Here is a 15672-nt window from a genome sequence, read left to right on the forward strand (position 1 = left end):
TACTCATAATCAATATAAATTTATACGCATTATCGAATTAATGCTCTGCTGCTAAGATTATCCCTGTTCAGGAATGTGTCACTGAAGTCTGAAGAGATTGAACCTGATCTCAGTCTGATAGTGGTGACAACAGCCCATCTCCTATTCAGGAAGAGTAAAAATGACAGATAACATCATAGGCAAAGTAATTGTAATCACGGGCGCATCAAGCGGTATGGGTGAAGCGGCTGCACGTTATCTTGCTGAAAAAGGAGCAAAGGTTGTGATGGCTGCGCGGAGAATAGACCGCATAGAGGCCATTGCGAGTGAGCTCCAAAAGCAGAATAAAGAAGCCATCGCCGTCGCAACCGATGTGACGAAACTTGATGACGTAAACAACCTCATTGAGACTGCGGTCAACAAATTCGGTCGTGTAGATGTTCTTATCAATAATGCCGGCCTGATGCCACTTTCCCGCCTTGAACAGGGAAATGTCGATGAATGGAATCAGATGATTGATGTCAATCTGCGCGGGGTTCTACACGGGATTGCTGCGGTGTTGCCTTATATGAAATCACAAAAAACAGGTCATATCATTAACACCGCATCTGTTGCTGCACACCTTGTCTTCCAGAGTTCTGCTGTCTATTCGGCGACAAAATTTGCTGTTCGTGCATTAACCGATGGTTTGCGCCAGGAAATGGCGGCACATAACATTCGCGTCACGTTAGTCTCCCCCGGTGCTGTTAAAACAGAACTTTTGGAGCATATAACGGATAAAGATGTTAAGGCTGCAAACCAGGATTACGTTGAAAATGTTGGCGTGCCAGCAGAAACCTTTGCACGCATGGTAGCCTTCGCAATTAATGAACCAGAAGATGTTGGTGTGAGTGAAATTATTTTCAGACCAACGGCTCAGGAATTGTAATTAGTTTAGTGGCGGCAACTGGAGAAAAACTATCAGGATTTAGGCTTTCAGATTCGGCATACCCCTATGCCTTTTCCTAAGCCTAAAAAAACGATTTTTCCTGCACCTAACAGCGAGAAATGTCCGCTTCTGGCACGAAGCGGACAAGATGGCTAGGCTGAAGGTCTGTTGTGAGCGAAAAGCGGAAGTTCGCATTTGTCGTAACAACCGGGAGCTGGGACTATCATTGGCATCTGATAATCAACAGGGAGAAGAGCAGGTCACGGTTTCTCAAAAAATATCTTCAGGCAGCGAGAATTGCAGAATGCTGACGAAGATGATTTTGGAAAAGTTCTGCATAATCTGGTGATACAGCGGCATTTACGCTTTCCCTTTTCGCAAGTGCAGTTTTCCATGCGGAAATCCGCGGAAGTCCCTCAAAAATCGCCTCAGATACTGATGCATCAATGATGGAGAAGTAACGGAAAACAGGAGCGTAGATCGCATCAACCATACTGAATTTGGAACCCGAGAAATAAGGCCCTGAATTCAATTCAGATTCAATATATTCAAGTTGCTCACGGAGCACAGCGCGTTTGCTGTCTGCCATGGCCTGATCAGTCGTATTTAAAAATTGCCAGGCATTTCCAAGCATTAATGTAGAGAACTCGATCCATGCTCGCTGTCTAGCCCTTTCTAATGCATCGTCAGCATACAGCGAATCACCATCTTGCGTTTCATTAAGATACTCGCAGATCACAATGCTCTCAAAAATAATGGCATCTTCGCCCTCTGCATGATGCACTTTAAGTAGCGGTACCTTGCCGGTGGGTGACAGAGCAAGAAACCAGTCAGGCTTCGCCGACAGATCTACATTTACACGGTCAAATGGCACATTTTTTTCGAGAAGAACGATCGCTGAACGCTGCACAAAGGGACACAATGGGTGGCTAATCAGTGTCAGGTCATGGGTAGACATCTCAACCTCCAGATAAAATAATAGCCCGCCGCCATAAAAGGTGGCGGGCTTGATGAATTGTAAATCTTATTTTGGTGGCTTAGATTGAAACGCCGCCGTCGATGATGATTTCTGAACCCACGGTCCAGGCAGACGCATCGGAGGCAAAGTAAAGCACCGCTTGCGCGACTTCCTGAGGCTTACCAAAACGACCGGCAGGGATGGTTGCAACGATATCTTTCATCACTTGATCATGATATTCCACGGGGATCCCCGCCTTATCGTAAAGCGGCGTGTCAACCGGGCCTGGACTCACCGCGTTGATACGGATCCCGCGAGAAAGTAACTCGTTAGACAGTGTTTTCGACATGTTGAGTAATGCGGCTTTGGTGGAGCCATAAACTGAAGAGTTCACCGGGCCCGTGTGCGCATTTATAGATGTATTAAAGACCACTGATGCAGAGTTTGCGAACACTGGCAACAGCGCCTGCATCAGGAAATAAGGACCTTTAACGTTGATATCATAAATGCGGTCGAACATTTCTTCTGTCCATGCCTCAATTGGCATATACATTGATATACCCGCATTCAGGAAAGCAATATCCAGCTCACCAAAATGTTCCTGAACCGTCTGAGCCAGCGCTTTCTGTGCATTCACATCTGCAGAATCCGCGCTCACGACGACCACATCTTTACCCAGCTCGAGTTTCGCCTTTGCGACAGAATCAGGGTTAATACCAGTAACCATTACGCGTGCACCTTCTGCGACAAACAGCTTCGCGGTTGCAAGACCAATACCACTTGTTCCACCCGTGATGAGTGCGCGTTTACCTTGTAATCTGGACATGAACATATCTCCCGTGAGTTTTAACAGCTGATCGGCAAATGACCGATTTGATCGCCACTCTATACTCATGCTTTAAGGGTGATAAGATTGTATTTATGAATATGTTCCATGCGTTAAAAGCATAAATAGGTTTAGGATGGACAGATTACTTTTGATGACATGCTTTGTCCGCACTGCGGAGACAGGCAGCTTTTCTGCAGCAGGCAGGGATTTAGGCTTAGGGCAACCGAACGTGAGTCGCCATGTTGCAACCCTCGAAGAGCATTTGCAGACCAGATTACTCCACCGATCAACCCGCAAGCTTTCCCTGACTCCTGAAGGAGAACGTTATTATCTGGAAGCAAGGCGTATTCTGGAAGCGGTCGAAGAGTCAGAGTCTTCTTTCAGAGAAAATGTGACGCCCACAGGGTTACTGCGCGTTGCTTGTCCCACTGCACTGGCTCACACATTTTTGATTCCGCGCATACCCGATTTTTTAGAACGCTACCCTGAGCTAACACTCGATCTACAGATTAATGACCGCTATATCAATCTCGTTGATGAAGGCGCTGAGCTGGCAATCCGCATTGGTCACCTTGAGGACAGTGCAATGCGTGCCCGCAGACTTGGCATGTATGAGCGAGTCTGTGTTGCCAGTCACAAGTACCTGGCTGAACATGGGATTCCTGACACCCCGGAGGATTTAAAAAAACATGATTGTTTGATCTATACCCTGTTATCAACGGGCGCTACCTGGAGATTTCGGGATATGGATGTGCCTGTTTCTGGCCGGCTCAGGGTCAATTCACCTGAAGCAGTGCAGAAATTTGTCAATGCTGGGGTTGGGATCGCACAGGGCCCAGAATGGTTGTTCGAGGAGGGGCTGGCAAATGGCAACTTACAATTATTACTGGCGGATTACACTGCATCTCCCGTTCCCATTCAGGCTGTTTATGTTGCAAATCGACTTTTACCAAAACGCGCGATTGTGTTCATGGATTTTGTTGCTGAGATTTTTGAAAAAAATCCCGGCTTCAAAGTTTACAACCCATTGAAATGAATCTGAGATGACGAACTGACCGGCTGGCCGTAAATTGCATAGCAAGGTGTAAATAACTTCCGCTCTTGGCACAGAGCGGCCAAACTCACTGGATTGGACATTCAATGTATAAGGGAAAAAATTGCTGATTTTGCATTCAGGCCCTGTTAACTTGAATGACAATGAAAACACACTCTGTCCTATTCCATTCAATGATTATTATCACCTGTCTGACTCAGGTGGGATAACGTTCGCCATTTTCCCGCCGGTAAGGCGGGCCTTACCGGTAACAATCCAGTGAGGTAAATAATGGATATCGCTACAGTCACAACGTCAGAAAAACCCACTTTGCACTTGTTATGTGGGAAAATTGCATCAGGCAAATCCACATTGTCAGCAAAGTTAGGTGCATTATCCGGCACCATAATTGTCAGTGAAGATTATTGGCTGGCTGCCCTCTTTGCCAATGAAATGCAATCCATAGCTGATTATGTGCAGTATTCCTCAAGACTCAGAAACGCTATGAAGCCTCACCTGGTGTCGCTACTCAAAGCGGGTTTATCCGTAGTTCTGGATTTTCCGGCAAACACACAAACCAATCGTGAATGGATGATGAGCATCATTAAGGAGTCAGATGCCAGTAACAGGCTGCATTATTTGAAAGTTACTGATGAAGTATGTAAATCCCGCTTGCGCGCCCGTAATGCAGAAGGAATGCATGAATTTACAGCCTCAGATCAACAATTTGAAACCATAACGCGCTTTTTCGCAGAGCCAACGGCTGATGAAGGGTTTGATATCATTGAATACAGCTAAATTTACCTTTCGGCACAAAGCGGACCGGCATAAGAGCCGCAAGGTCCGCTGTGAGCGAGGAGCGGACATTTACTATTCATACCTGTTTAGCGCCACACTCTTTTGAGTGTTCCGATTGTCCATACATCAGTGAGTACTCTTCCGGCGTGTTTGAGAGGCGCATTCCAGATCCGAATAGCGCCTCGCTCACCGTAAAAAACTCTTTATACTCTTTTTTCCTAAGGTGACCTTGGTGGTTCGCCAATGCTTTTTAACAAGGAGTTGTATTGATGCGGATCTGACGCATAAATCTTATCCAATACGTAGTTTGCCACCTTGGAAATTTCTGGAATCTCCACAGGTTTGAATCCGCGATCAGGGATTGATTCGAGATGTGAAAACTCGTTGTTAAGTCTATTCACAAGAGCTATCGCTGTCGGATCCTCTTCGCCAAAGAATTTCTTGATCCGTTCAAAGGCATCGTTCTTGTCATCATGGTGCGGGAACTTAAAGAACAGAAATGCCTCAAGGAACTTGCGGAGGTTGTTACCAAATCCATAGTATGGTTCATGAGATTCATTCGCTCCACCTTGATTACGGCACTTGTAAATCTGATGAAACAGGTAGTTGAATTCAGTGATGTAGTCTCGCAGATATGAAGGCATCAGGGAAATCTGACTTGCCCCTCCATTTCTCTCAACAATGAAATGTTGGCATCCACCGTGATTCCTCTCATTAGGAAGTGATATTTTCTTTAGATATTTCAAGAAATCTAGGTTGTGAGTGGATATAAAAAGCTGCTTGTAGCGATAGCTGTTTGTTCCATCTGCATTCTTGATGGGTTTCGCAATCAGGCTTTCAATCAAGCTGAACATGAAGAAAATGTGATTTCCGTCTAGGCTGGAAATCGGGTCATCTATATAAATGATCAGATCCTTACCTTTGCTTTCTGGCTCTTCCAACTTGGCTATGAAGTAGCAGAAAGCAATCAGGCTGCATTCGCCTTCGCTCAAGTTGTAGGCAGATTTGCCATCTCTGCTGACTTCAAACTTAACCGAAGTATTCTCAACATTGTCTTTGGCTTCAAGCTCGATGCCGTCATGACCAAAGAAGTGGCTGAGCAACTCATTCACTCGCTCCGCGCCCTTGCGTTCATCCTTCTGCTGACCCTGTAGACGGGTCACTTCGGTTTCTTGTTCAAGAATTTCGGCTTCAGCTTCGGTAAATGCAGTGTTGGCTGTGTCAGCATCTATCTTGAGACTGGCAATACGCGCTAATTCAGTATCGTAGGTGATGTCTGCGATAAAAGACGCCACATCGGTAAGCCGTAGAGATTCTCGTGCTGTGCTTTTATCGTTCTCCAGCGAAATTGTGCGGCCATTATTTTTGGCGATCAGATCATTGATGTCGCCCACGCATTGCTGAATTGCAGTCGGATCATGAATATAGACAGGCATGGGAACCTGCTGAAAAATGGCGTTCTTTCTCTTATCCAACGCCGCCTGCAGAGCTTTGAGGTCCTGCATGTAGCCTTTCAGATGTTCAGCAAGTGCTATCTTGCTGGTATCAAATAATATTTTTTCTTCTGCGTAGAATTTATCGCCAGTCAAAGTCAAGAAGTTAGGAATAGCTTGGATTTCGGTGGCGATAGAAGTCAGACATGAATCGATACTCGACTCCAGAGCCGAGGATTCCTTACTGAAGTGAGAGTCTAATACCTGCCAGATGTCATGAGGAAGATTCTGACGGCAGAATGCGCAAGTGTCCCGCTTATCTTTGTGTAGCGGTATACCTTCCTTCACCCACATCTGGAGAGCCGTCTCATTCAACAACTCCTGAATTGGCAGGGTTGGCTTAATCAATCTTGAAAGTTGTTCTTCAGCTACTTTGCTTATTGATTCGATGTTGAGGTTTATCGATACTGTATCGGTAATATCAGGTAGGGCCTCTTGCTTCAAGAGATTGACCTTGGCTGCTTGTTCTTCGGTTGTCAGAGCTATGAAGCTAGGTTTTTTGACTGAGCCAATGTCTTTTTTGATGCTTTCTATGTTGTAGACAGCAGGACCGTAGATGCGATTCTGTTTAATCTTATTGTTGGCATGAGAACGAAGTTTGCCCTCTAGAGCATCAGACGCAGTTTTATGATTGTCTTTCGTCCGATCTCGCTCTTTCTTTTTAGCTTCAAGCTCATGTCGGAGGCCCGCCTTCGATTCAACACTGCCTAGTCTAGTTTGAATTGCGGTAATGGCATCTTCGATTTCTTTGTTCTTTTCACCAACAATAGCAAACGTCTTGATCTCGCCGTCGGTCTGATTGACCAAGAAGCTTAGGTTATCGCTCACAAAATCCCGGTTGTAGACCCGAACATCGTAGCCATGACCGGCAAGGCCTACCTGTGTCACATCACCTTTGTCACCACGAATAGTGAAATTTGGGTCCACGTAGTTGTGTGGAATGCGCCCCGTTTCCAAAGCGCGGAAAATTCGCGAGAGTGTAGTTTTACCAGAGTAGTTCCGTCCGTAGAGGATGTTGAGCCTCTTGAAATTCTGGACGTTGTTGCCTGCATCTTTAAGGCTATTTTTCCAACTGAGGTCCGTAAAACTACCGAAACTACCGATGTCAACCTGACTAAACATGAACACTCCCCTAGCGCTGGCTATAGGTTGCCAATTTGCAATTGAAACAGATTGTTAATCTAGTCTACTCTGAGTTTAAGGAATGTTTGAATAGGTTATTGATACATTTGATGAATAATTTTATGAACTGAAATTCAACATCCATCTAAATGCCCCTCAAAAAGTTCATAGGTCGAGGTTGGGTAATGAAGCTGGGACCTGCTCCCACCTGGTTGAAGAACATAGAACGTTAGCTATGTCCGCTTCTGGCACATAACGGCCCTGGAAATTGGGAAAATCACCGGACCCTTAGCAGATCTGAATATCTGGTCGTCTATCTCGGCGACAGCATTTCACGTTTCATCTGCCAATACTGCTATATGCCCTGCCCTGCAAAATAAAGCGTGCCTTTCCCTCTTTCGCATTTAGGTGATCGAGCACCTCAATCAACTTTTCGCTGCCAGCATACGGTGCGTTCTCATCGAAAAGGTTGAGCTGGGCCCCCCCTGGCTGAAGAAGTCACCCAACATGATTCCGGCGTTGTGATAACGATGGTCATCCTTCCAGATTTTATCCAGGCTCTTTATGTGGCGTTAATGATTTTGGGGAAGAAAAATCGGTCAAAAAAAACCGGGCATCGCGCCCGGTTCTGTTCCCATACTAAAAAAGCCCTTAAGCATTCAATCCACGATTCTCCAGCATCGGTTCAATCCTCGGATCGTGCCCACGCCACTGGCGGTAAAGTTCAGCTAAATCACTACTATTCCCGCGCGACAAAATCGCCTCGCGGAATTTCTGCCCGTTTTCGCGGGTTAAGCCGCCCTGCTCAACAAACCACTGGTAGCCATCGTCTGCCAGCATTTGCGTCCACAGGTAGGCGTAATACCCTGCCGCATAGCCGCCGCCGAAAATATGGGCGAAGCATACTATCCAAATATCGTTTTTGTTCTTTCTATACAATAAGTTAACCTTTAATCAAGGCATTGATTTGCTCCATTTTCACTCCTAATAGAACCCCATGCTATTCAGTAGGTTGTGTATCATTTTGGGGAAGAATCTCTCTCAAAAATTTCCCTTCACCCACTCTAAACATTCGTATTTCACTCAATTTATGAACGATAATCGCTTCGGAACGTAAATAGCCTAACACTTTAACTTTGCGTAGCTCCTTCCAGTTTCGAAACGCCCCGCTTTACCGCCTCGCTGATTTCCATCAACATGCCTATGTTTCAAAATCATAGACTTTCGGTGCGCACCTCTTTTTCTCCCTGCCCTATACTTTCAGTCTGATATCTAGCTGGAGGTTTCTATGTGTGGACGTTTTGCACAAGCCCAAACCCGTGAAGAATATCTGATGTACTTGGCCGATGAAGCCGATCGCGACATCGCATACGACCCTGAGCCTATTGGACGTTACAACGTGGCGCCAGGTACCAAAGTTCTGCTGCTGAGCGAGCGAGACGAGCAGTTGCATCTTGATCCGGTCCTGTGGTCATACGCACCCGGGTGGTGGGATAAGCCGCCACTGATTAACGCGCGCGTCGAGACGGCGGCCACCAGCAGAATGTTCAAGCCTCTCTGGCAACATGGCCGGGCTATCTGCTTTGCGGATGGATGGTTTGAATGGAAGAAGGAAGGCGACAAGAAACAGCCCTACTTCATTCACCGGGCCGACGGTCAGCCGATATTCATGGCGGCGATCGGCAGCACGCCATTCGAACGCGGTGATGAAGCGGAGGGTTTTCTAATCGTAACGTCTGCAGCTGACAAAGGCCTACTCGATATTCACGACCGCCGGCCACTAGTGCTGTCGCCGGAAGCAGCACGCGAATGGATGCGCCAGGATATAACCGGGAAAGACGCTGAAGAGATAGTCGCCGACGGTGTAGTGCCGGCTGAGAAATTTATCTGGCACGCCGTGACGCGTGACGTGGGTAATGTCAAGAACCAAGGGCCGGAGCTAATCGAGGCAATAAGATAAAAGGTCAAAATAGACAAGGAACGCCCGAAATGAGCGAAAAACGGTTGTTTACGACACACTATAGGTCAGGTTGATTTCTTGACTCTCATTAGCCATATGAAGCATCATTTATTGTATAGAAAGTCACAGAAAATCTGCTCCCAATAACTGCTTAGTAAAGATATAGTATCAAAGCTAGGCACAGCTTAATCTGTGCTGAAGGTAAAACGACAAATAAATGGAGAGAATGTTTAACCCAAACCTTCACTTCTTTAGCCATGGAAATAAATTTACGTTAGGGGAAGAGATATGTCAGAAGGGTATATCCAGAGTTTTAAGCTTAAAGTTCATGAAAGCAACGGAATAGAATATGAAAATTTGTTTTCAAAAGTTATGTCGTATTATCGCCCAGGATTCGATAAAGTAAAACCTCATGGTAACATAGGTGACAGAGGTAATGATGGGTGGGTGTCTGATTCTGGCATTTACTATCAAGTATACGCCCCAGAGGATCTACCTAACAATGAAAAGAAATCCCTTGATAAAATGAAGGATGATTTCAAAAAGCTTTACTTGTATTGGAATACTATTTCTACCGTCAGGGAGTTTTATTTTGTTATCAATGATAAATATAACGGCATTCCACCATACTTAAACAAGGCAATCGCCGAGATAAAAAGTGAATATGGTTTAATTAATGCGATGGTGATTGGTGCAACGATCCTTGAGGGATTTTTTTTAACGCTCAGTAATGAGCAAAAAAATTATATATGTGGACAATCGACTCGTAATCAGTTCTCAACAGAGCAATACCTTGTTGAGCGTGTTACAAGACAAATGTATCTTCAAGATTGGTATAACATTAGCGATAACCTTATTGCTAACGCTATGCAATCAGAAGTTGTAGATGGATTTTATGATGCCTGCCAAACCGTTCTTGCAACACAAATGCCAGGCCGACTTCCCAATCTTGATTTCTCAATGAATGAGCTTGCTAACCATGCGCATAACCTTTGCGAACATATAACTGATATGAATTTTGCAAGTAACATAAATGGTTTTTGGAGAAGGGATATGAGTTGGAAGAAGATCAGAATAGATCAAGATAAATTTCATGAAAAGGATGCAAAATACGAATGTTGGAGAAGAGAATTATTTCGCCTACACTATAATTTAGCTCACGCTTTAAATCTTTTCTCTCTAGAGGTCAGAAAGTCAATTAACCCTGATTTCTTTTATGGTTTCAAATTCGGAATAAACGATAGCATGGGCACCTATAATAATTTACAATCTATGTACCTTATTCCTAACTCGTACTGCTCAAATTATCAAGAGTTATTTGGCAGCGATTAATATTTAATTAACGCCACCCTCCGGGGTGGCTTTATTAAAAATCACTTCATTAATAAAAATAAACAATTAGCACAACAATATCATCATGGAACTCGAATAATTTTGATAAAAAATAATTATCCGACTCCTTTCTCGCTCAATATTATCAAAAATTACTTTCCTTAACTAAATTACTGCAATGATCGCCTGCTTTTTACAGAAAGCTGACCAAGAAATCAGGAAAATTTATCGAACTCTAAGCAGATCTGAATATCTCGTCGTATATCGAGGCGACAGCATTTCTCGCTTCATCTGCCACTGTTGCTGAATGCCCTGGCCTGCAAAGTACAGCGTTCCTTTACCGTCTTTCGCATTCAGATGATCCAGCACCTCCATCAACCTTTCGCTACCTGCCCTCGGGGCGTTCTCGTCGAACAGGTTGAGCTGAGCTACACCTTGGCTGAAAAAGTCCCCAAGCATGATTCCTGCCTTCTGGTACCGGTGACCATCCTTCCAGATTCTGTCCAGGCACTTTACCGCAGCGTTGATGATATCGCGTGAATCCTGAGTTGGTGTAAGAAGCTTCATTGATGCGCTATTACCGTAATACGGTTCATTCAACGCAAAGGGAGAGGTCTTAACGAACGCCGAGATAAACCGGCAATACTGATGCTCACCGCGTAGCTTTTCAGCACCACGTGCCGCATAACTACAAATAGCCTGGCGCATCTGTTCGTACTCGGTGACGCGTTCGCCAAATGATCGGCTGCATACGATTTCCTGCTTTGCTGGCGCAAACTCTTCCAGCTCAAGACAAGGCTCGCCGCGCAACTCCCGGACGGTTCGCTCAAGTACTACGTTAAAGTGTTTACGGATAATCCATGTGCTTTGTTCTGAGAGGTCCATAGCTGTTTTAATGCCCATGGCGTTAAGCTTCTTACTGATGCGGCGGCCAACGCCCCAGACGTCCTCGACTGGAACCAGCGAAAGCAGTCGTCGCTGGCGGTCGATGTTCGATAAATCAACTACTCCGCCAGTCTGGTGCTGCCATTTCTTGGCGGCGTGGTTTGCCAGCTTTGCGAGTGTTTTTGTCTGCGCAATGCCAACCCCGACAGTCAGATGCGTACGCTTCAGAACTGTCGCGCGGATCTCTTTGCCGAAGTCAGTCAGGTTCCGGCAGTTCCTAACGCCCGTCAGGTCACAAAAAGCTTCATCGATACTGTAAATTTCGACGCGGGGGCTCATTTCCTCAAGCGTCGACATTACCCGGTTCGACATATCAGCATACAGCTCATAGTTGCTGCTGAAGCAGACAACGCCAGCGCGCCGGAAAAGATCCTTTTGCTTGAAGAACGGCTCCCCCATAGTAATTCCAGCCGCCTTGGCCTCAGCGCTTCGGGCTATCACGCAGCCATCGTTATTCGAGAGAACAACAACCGGCCGGCCTCTTAAATCGGGCCTGAACACCGTCTCGCATGATGCGTAGAACGAATTCACATCACAGAGCGCGAACATGTTCAGCTCGCCGATTTAACGATGAAAGTTACGACGCCGAACACATCGAGCGTGTCCTCGCTGCCGACGATAATCGGCGAATAAGCGCTGTTCATCGGATTGAGTTGAACGGTCGGGCGGAGCTGCAAACGCTTGACTGTGAACTCCCCTTCTACCGCGGCGATTACGATATCTCCGTGTTCAGCAGTACGAGAGCTATCCACCACCAGCAGATCACCGTCGCTAATACCGGCCTCGATCATTGAGTCGCCTGCGGCTTTTACGAAATACGTCGAGCTCGGGTGTGAAACCAGTAACTCATTGAGATCGATACGCTGTTCTACGTAGTCAGCTGCCGGGCTGGGAAAGCCGCATTGCACTAAGTCGCTGAAAAGTGGAAGCGCGATAATTTCTCGCAATTCTGCAGGCCTGATAAATTCCATTACGCGTACCTCAAACACTGTTTTTATATACAGTAGTTTTCTTTTTGAGGGTTCGCAATACACCGGATTCCATATGGCTGTACAAAGCTTCACCGCTTCGTTTCTAAGTTTCTCTCACGATTCGATTTGTTGCTTTTGTAAATTTTACAGCACTGGGTCTAAATGAGCAGAATTAAGACGACTTTGAAGCGGGAAACCTTTTATACAAGGTGCAGACAGCCAAATCGTAAATGATTGCAACCTTTTTCCGATCCACTCCGTTGGCGATCAATCTGCCAGCCTGAGACCATTGATCTGGGGTTAATTTTGCACGCCTTCCGCCTATTCACCCTTTTCTCTTGCCACTTCTAACACCGCACGGGTTCGCTCCACAATAAACTCTCTTTCCATTTCCGCCAGTGCTGACATGATGTGAAATATAAAACGCCCCATTGGGCTGGATGTATCCATGCTGTCTGTGAGGCTCTTGAAGTGAATGCCACGCTGACGGAGTTCGCCCATCAGTTGTTCTAATTTCCGCTAATGCGAACCTCCAGACCATATTCCTACACAACTAACGCATCTTTTCACGGAGGATTTTCATCAGCTTTTTGAGTGCAGCCTATGCGCCATCGCCCCGCTCGTTCTTTATTCAAAAGTTCGCTCACATTCTTTGCGTACGATAACATGTTGCTAGAAAGTCAGTTTTTTTTCATTTCAAGTTATCTTTGCATAATTAGTTTCAGTATTAACCACACGTTGACTTCTGATAAAAAACATAATAACTCCGGACAGCTTAAAATTAATCAACTTTCAGATCCGAAATTAAGTTGAAATCTTGGGTCATCAAAAAAAAAATAAAAAAAACAACCATTAAACCGAAGGCAAACACATTTAAAATATGCGGTTTAGAAAATAAAGTAACTTTAAAGCACACACCACAACATTTAATTCTCCCAGTATATTACTGGCAATAATCATCATAAGCAGTTAAAAGAGCCTGCATCGATTTTATATACTTCATATATTCAATGACAATAGGGAACCTATCGGCTCCCAATCTCATTACACTCTGTTCCCAAATTTTATATTCGAGATATTAGGGATATTTTCTCCATTTATTCCACACAACTATTTTATTTATAACTCGTTATTTTCAAGCTTCCTCGCCAAGAACCTGATCTGTTTAGCCATTTCTTTTAGATAAGCAACATCTAAAGGAACTTCAAGTTTAGAATAACTTTCTGCAGCTTGCGTTCCTGCATAGTTAATGAAAACTCTACTATCTGACTTTTGCCAAGTCAGATAAAGTGCAGACGCATCCATTTTAAAAGCATGCCCTTTATTGTTTCTGGATGTTACATTGAAATTCCCATCCGGAAATTCTATATAAATTCCTTTTTGAGTCTTCATCTTTTTGCTCTCCTATGAATGTAGCAATACAAAAAATTATGATTACAGACCTATATATGGTTAAGCAGTAACAATCAATAAATCCAAGTATGCAAAAACCCTTGTTCCTCGATATCAGTGTACTGTCATTCCTACTATACGGGCGGTAGGAACGTTAGTTGGTAACATACCAACGCAGGTTTTACTAAGTTTACCTTTATTCATTCCTTCCAGCATGCATTTCTTGTTCTACCCGACGTGTTTTGGATTTGTATAAAGAATCGGCAGGCATCTCGACGCGAACGGAGACAAATTGGTCGCGGGGAATATCGACAGGATCGCCATTGCTAATACCCTTCAGTTCGTTCCTGGCGAACGCTGGCGCTTGCGGGTGTGTGCGGTGATAGGTTTTCACCAACACAGAACCGTCAGCATTAACCTCATAATCAAGCCATAGCAGAGGCTGCTTGTTACGGTCGGTAGGAATATCAAAACCACCATCGATACCGCCCCAGGCAGCGTCCGAATTTAGAGCCTCACATCCTTCGACAAGGTATTGCCCAATGCCCAGACGGGTGACTTTAACGCCTTCTGATTCGTCGTTAGTTTCGAAAGAACCGTCAGCAAATAACTTCACCACTGGCGATGCTGCCTTCAGCGTGCCATCGCTGGTCTTTGTGGTGTTCTGCGTTGAGTAAAGGGTGTGTGTTGTGGAAAAACCAACGTTCGAAAGCCCCGCAACAGTCCCTGTCCCCTGGCGATACTTAAGCCCCTGAGACGTTGAAGCTAATTGCCATGCCGTATAGCCACCACCGGTCGCATCATGCCAGCCACGAAGAGTTAACATGCTGGTGTATGTATCTGCACCGCTGCCACCTCCCCATCCATTTCCACCCGCCTGGATACCAAAGGACATACCCAGCGGGTATTGACTAATCAAATCATACGAAGCGAGGGGCCTGAAATCGCGATGGTATTGAGCCATCACTGGCGCAATATCTATGCTCGATGCTAACGGTGCAAACTTATTATCAACGTCTCGTGTTGCGCTGTTTCCTAAGCCGAGGTTTGTGCGAACGTCTTCTGGCTTCGTTGCCCCGGTCCCGCCGTCAGCGATTGCAAGCGCACCGTTACTCCCTTTCTGCGCCAGTTTGCCGATGCCGGGGATCGTTACAGGGGTGCCGTTGATGGTAACGGTGATGCTCTGGTTTGCTGAGGTGGTGGCGAACGTCTCCCACGCGCCAATGTTCTCGTCATACTCTTTAATGAGCTGTGACATGGCCTGTGCCAGGCCGTCGACCGAGATATTGTCTGACACAAGGATTCCATACTTCTGGCCGCTCAGCGCCGGGGAAGCAGCTGGCGTAACCGTCAATGACGTGGCGCTGTTCACGGCTGAAATCTGGAACATCTGGACCGGGTTAGACATGACGATAATCGTCTGGCCAGCGCGAACCTGGCTGGCCGGTGCCGTCCAGTTTGTGCCAGTGCCGGTTGCGGTATTTCCGTTAATAGCGATAGTGCCAGTATTATAAAGCATAGGTACCTCTTAATTAATTGATCGCTATAAACGATCAATAACTAAATATTGATTCGCACAAACGATCTGAATAATTAATGTTTATTTGTGAATATGTGCATTCCACTAATTAATGGAATGTAAAAATGAAAAAGAACTATTTATCGATGCTTATAGGCGTGACGTTATTGTCAATATCATCACTGTCTGTAGCTTCAGAAGCGGGACACACATCCAATCCTGGATATGGCGATGGTGGAACAGCACAGAAACGCCAGATTGACGCCTGTGTTAACGCGAATACATCCACTGTCACGTCTTACGATAATGTCTCACACGTTAAGCCATGTACTGGTGGCGTCTCTTACAAAGACAGAGAACTCCCGGCCCAAAAAATTAAAGCACCATTCAAGTAAAATAAATAAAGCCCCATC

At 45.5% G+C, this 15672-nt stretch carries 14 protein-coding genes and 2 pseudogenes; 6 read left to right on the forward strand and 10 right to left on the reverse strand.

Features of this window, described 5'->3' with window-relative positions:
• Positions 1 to 160 precede the first annotated feature (160 nt).
• Positions 161 to 907, forward strand: coding sequence for an SDR family oxidoreductase (locus tag ACMVME_RS02275; protein WP_032681105.1), 747 nt, complete (start codon positions 161 to 163; stop codon positions 905 to 907).
• Between the two features lie 283 nt (positions 908 to 1190).
• Here the strand turns inward: ACMVME_RS02275 and ACMVME_RS02280 are convergent, their stop codons facing one another.
• Together ACMVME_RS02280 and ACMVME_RS02285 are read right to left on the reverse strand one after the other, a co-directional pair.
• Positions 1191 to 1865 carry a glutathione S-transferase family protein gene (locus ACMVME_RS02280; RefSeq protein ID WP_251859098.1) on the reverse strand — a complete coding sequence of 225 codons (675 nt, stop codon included), beginning with the start codon at positions 1863 to 1865 and terminating at the stop codon, positions 1191 to 1193.
• A 79-nt stretch (positions 1866 to 1944) separates the two neighbouring features.
• Positions 1945 to 2691 carry an SDR family oxidoreductase gene (locus tag ACMVME_RS02285; RefSeq protein WP_068794580.1) on the reverse strand — a complete coding sequence of 249 codons (747 nt, stop codon included), beginning with the start codon at positions 2689 to 2691 and terminating at the stop codon, positions 1945 to 1947.
• Between the two features lie 136 nt (positions 2692 to 2827).
• Here ACMVME_RS02285 and ACMVME_RS02290 point away from each other — a divergent pair, with 136 nt between their 5' ends.
• Positions 2828 to 3730 carry a LysR family transcriptional regulator gene (locus ACMVME_RS02290; RefSeq protein ID WP_040017377.1) on the forward strand — a complete coding sequence of 301 codons (903 nt, stop codon included), beginning with the start codon at positions 2828 to 2830 and terminating at the stop codon, positions 3728 to 3730.
• Positions 3731 to 4018: 288 nt separating this feature from the next.
• Entirely contained in the window at positions 4019 to 4525 is a 507-nt protein-coding gene (locus ACMVME_RS02295) for an AAA family ATPase (RefSeq protein WP_068794579.1), read from the forward strand.
• Positions 4526 to 4743: 218 nt separating this feature from the next.
• Here the strand turns inward: ACMVME_RS02295 and ACMVME_RS02300 are convergent, their stop codons facing one another.
• From ACMVME_RS02300 to ACMVME_RS02310, 3 genes and pseudogenes are all read right to left on the reverse strand, one after another.
• Complete coding sequence (locus ACMVME_RS02300) at positions 4744 to 7140, reverse strand: AAA family ATPase (protein WP_068794578.1); 2397 nt, start codon at positions 7138 to 7140, stop codon at positions 4744 to 4746.
• 313 nt (positions 7141 to 7453) lie between these two features.
• Positions 7454 to 7706 (reverse strand): annotated as a pseudogene (locus ACMVME_RS02305) (DUF4113 domain-containing protein); the annotation flags it as partial.
• Positions 7707 to 7791: 85 nt separating this feature from the next.
• On the reverse strand, positions 7792 to 8079 hold the full coding sequence (locus tag ACMVME_RS02310; RefSeq protein WP_414743348.1) for a M3 family metallopeptidase: 288 nt from the start codon (positions 8077 to 8079) through the stop codon (positions 7792 to 7794).
• Between the two features lie 349 nt (positions 8080 to 8428).
• Here ACMVME_RS02310 and ACMVME_RS02315 point away from each other — a divergent pair, with 349 nt between their 5' ends.
• Both ACMVME_RS02315 and ACMVME_RS02320 read left to right on the forward strand, forming a co-directional pair.
• Complete coding sequence (locus ACMVME_RS02315) at positions 8429 to 9100, forward strand: SOS response-associated peptidase (protein ID WP_121340161.1); 672 nt, start codon at positions 8429 to 8431, stop codon at positions 9098 to 9100.
• A 288-nt stretch (positions 9101 to 9388) separates the two neighbouring features.
• The gene (locus ACMVME_RS02320; protein ID WP_121340160.1) at positions 9389 to 10432 is read left to right on the forward strand and encodes a hypothetical protein; all 1044 of its coding nucleotides are present in this window, start codon (positions 9389 to 9391) and stop codon (positions 10430 to 10432) included.
• A 225-nt stretch (positions 10433 to 10657) separates the two neighbouring features.
• On the opposite strand, the gene ACMVME_RS02325 is transcribed toward ACMVME_RS02320, so the two are convergent.
• The 5 genes and pseudogenes from ACMVME_RS02325 to ACMVME_RS02345 form a co-directional block, all read right to left on the reverse strand.
• Positions 10658 to 11926: a Y-family DNA polymerase gene (locus ACMVME_RS02325; RefSeq protein ID WP_121340159.1), complete on the reverse strand. Its 1269-nt coding sequence runs from the start codon at positions 11924 to 11926 to the stop codon at positions 10658 to 10660.
• A 2-nt stretch (positions 11927 to 11928) separates the two neighbouring features.
• Positions 11929 to 12348 (reverse strand): translesion error-prone DNA polymerase V autoproteolytic subunit, encoded by a 420-nt coding sequence (locus ACMVME_RS02330; protein WP_062935978.1) that lies wholly within the window; start codon positions 12346 to 12348, stop codon positions 11929 to 11931.
• Positions 12349 to 12520: 172 nt separating this feature from the next.
• Positions 12521 to 12852 (reverse strand): annotated as a pseudogene (locus ACMVME_RS02335) (recombinase family protein); the annotation flags it as partial.
• 615 nt (positions 12853 to 13467) lie between these two features.
• A complete protein-coding gene (locus tag ACMVME_RS02340; protein WP_121340158.1) occupies positions 13468 to 13740 on the reverse strand; it encodes a hypothetical protein in 273 nt (90 codons plus the stop codon).
• Between the two features lie 196 nt (positions 13741 to 13936).
• The gene (locus ACMVME_RS02345; protein WP_121340157.1) at positions 13937 to 15259 is read right to left on the reverse strand and encodes a phage tail protein; all 1323 of its coding nucleotides are present in this window, start codon (positions 15257 to 15259) and stop codon (positions 13937 to 13939) included.
• A 125-nt stretch (positions 15260 to 15384) separates the two neighbouring features.
• Between ACMVME_RS02345 and ACMVME_RS02350 the strand changes: the two genes are divergently transcribed.
• The gene (locus ACMVME_RS02350; protein ID WP_176261259.1) at positions 15385 to 15654 is read left to right on the forward strand and encodes a hypothetical protein; all 270 of its coding nucleotides are present in this window, start codon (positions 15385 to 15387) and stop codon (positions 15652 to 15654) included.
• The last annotated feature ends 18 nt before the right edge of the window (positions 15655 to 15672 follow it).

Source organism: Enterobacter cloacae complex sp. 2024EL-00711 (assembly GCF_047529885.1).
GTDB classification, from domain to species: domain Bacteria; phylum Pseudomonadota; class Gammaproteobacteria; order Enterobacterales; family Enterobacteriaceae; genus Enterobacter; species Enterobacter ludwigii.

Coding starts and splice junctions, on each gene's coding strand:
- ACMVME_RS02330 (WP_062935978.1), bottom strand. CDS start 12,348: ATGGAATTTATCAGGCCTGCAGAATTGCGAGAAATTATCGCGCTTCCA.
- ACMVME_RS02340 (WP_121340158.1), bottom strand. CDS start 13,740: ATGAAGACTCAAAAAGGAATTTATATAGAATTTCCGGATGGGAATTTC.
- ACMVME_RS02320 (WP_121340160.1), top strand. CDS start 9,389: ATGTCAGAAGGGTATATCCAGAGTTTTAAGCTTAAAGTTCATGAAAGC.
- ACMVME_RS02275 (WP_032681105.1), top strand. CDS start 161: ATGACAGATAACATCATAGGCAAAGTAATTGTAATCACGGGCGCATCA.
- ACMVME_RS02285 (WP_068794580.1), bottom strand. CDS start 2,691: ATGTCCAGATTACAAGGTAAACGCGCACTCATCACGGGTGGAACAAGT.
- ACMVME_RS02300 (WP_068794578.1), bottom strand. CDS start 7,140: ATGTTTAGTCAGGTTGACATCGGTAGTTTCGGTAGTTTTACGGACCTC.
- ACMVME_RS02280 (WP_251859098.1), bottom strand. CDS start 1,865: ATGTCTACCCATGACCTGACACTGATTAGCCACCCATTGTGTCCCTTT.
- ACMVME_RS02295 (WP_068794579.1), top strand. CDS start 4,019: ATGGATATCGCTACAGTCACAACGTCAGAAAAACCCACTTTGCACTTG.
- ACMVME_RS02290 (WP_040017377.1), top strand. CDS start 2,828: ATGGACAGATTACTTTTGATGACATGCTTTGTCCGCACTGCGGAGACA.
- ACMVME_RS02345 (WP_121340157.1), bottom strand. CDS start 15,259: ATGCTTTATAATACTGGCACTATCGCTATTAACGGAAATACCGCAACC.
- ACMVME_RS02350 (WP_176261259.1), top strand. CDS start 15,385: ATGAAAAAGAACTATTTATCGATGCTTATAGGCGTGACGTTATTGTCA.
- ACMVME_RS02315 (WP_121340161.1), top strand. CDS start 8,429: ATGTGTGGACGTTTTGCACAAGCCCAAACCCGTGAAGAATATCTGATG.
- ACMVME_RS02325 (WP_121340159.1), bottom strand. CDS start 11,926: ATGTTCGCGCTCTGTGATGTGAATTCGTTCTACGCATCATGCGAGACG.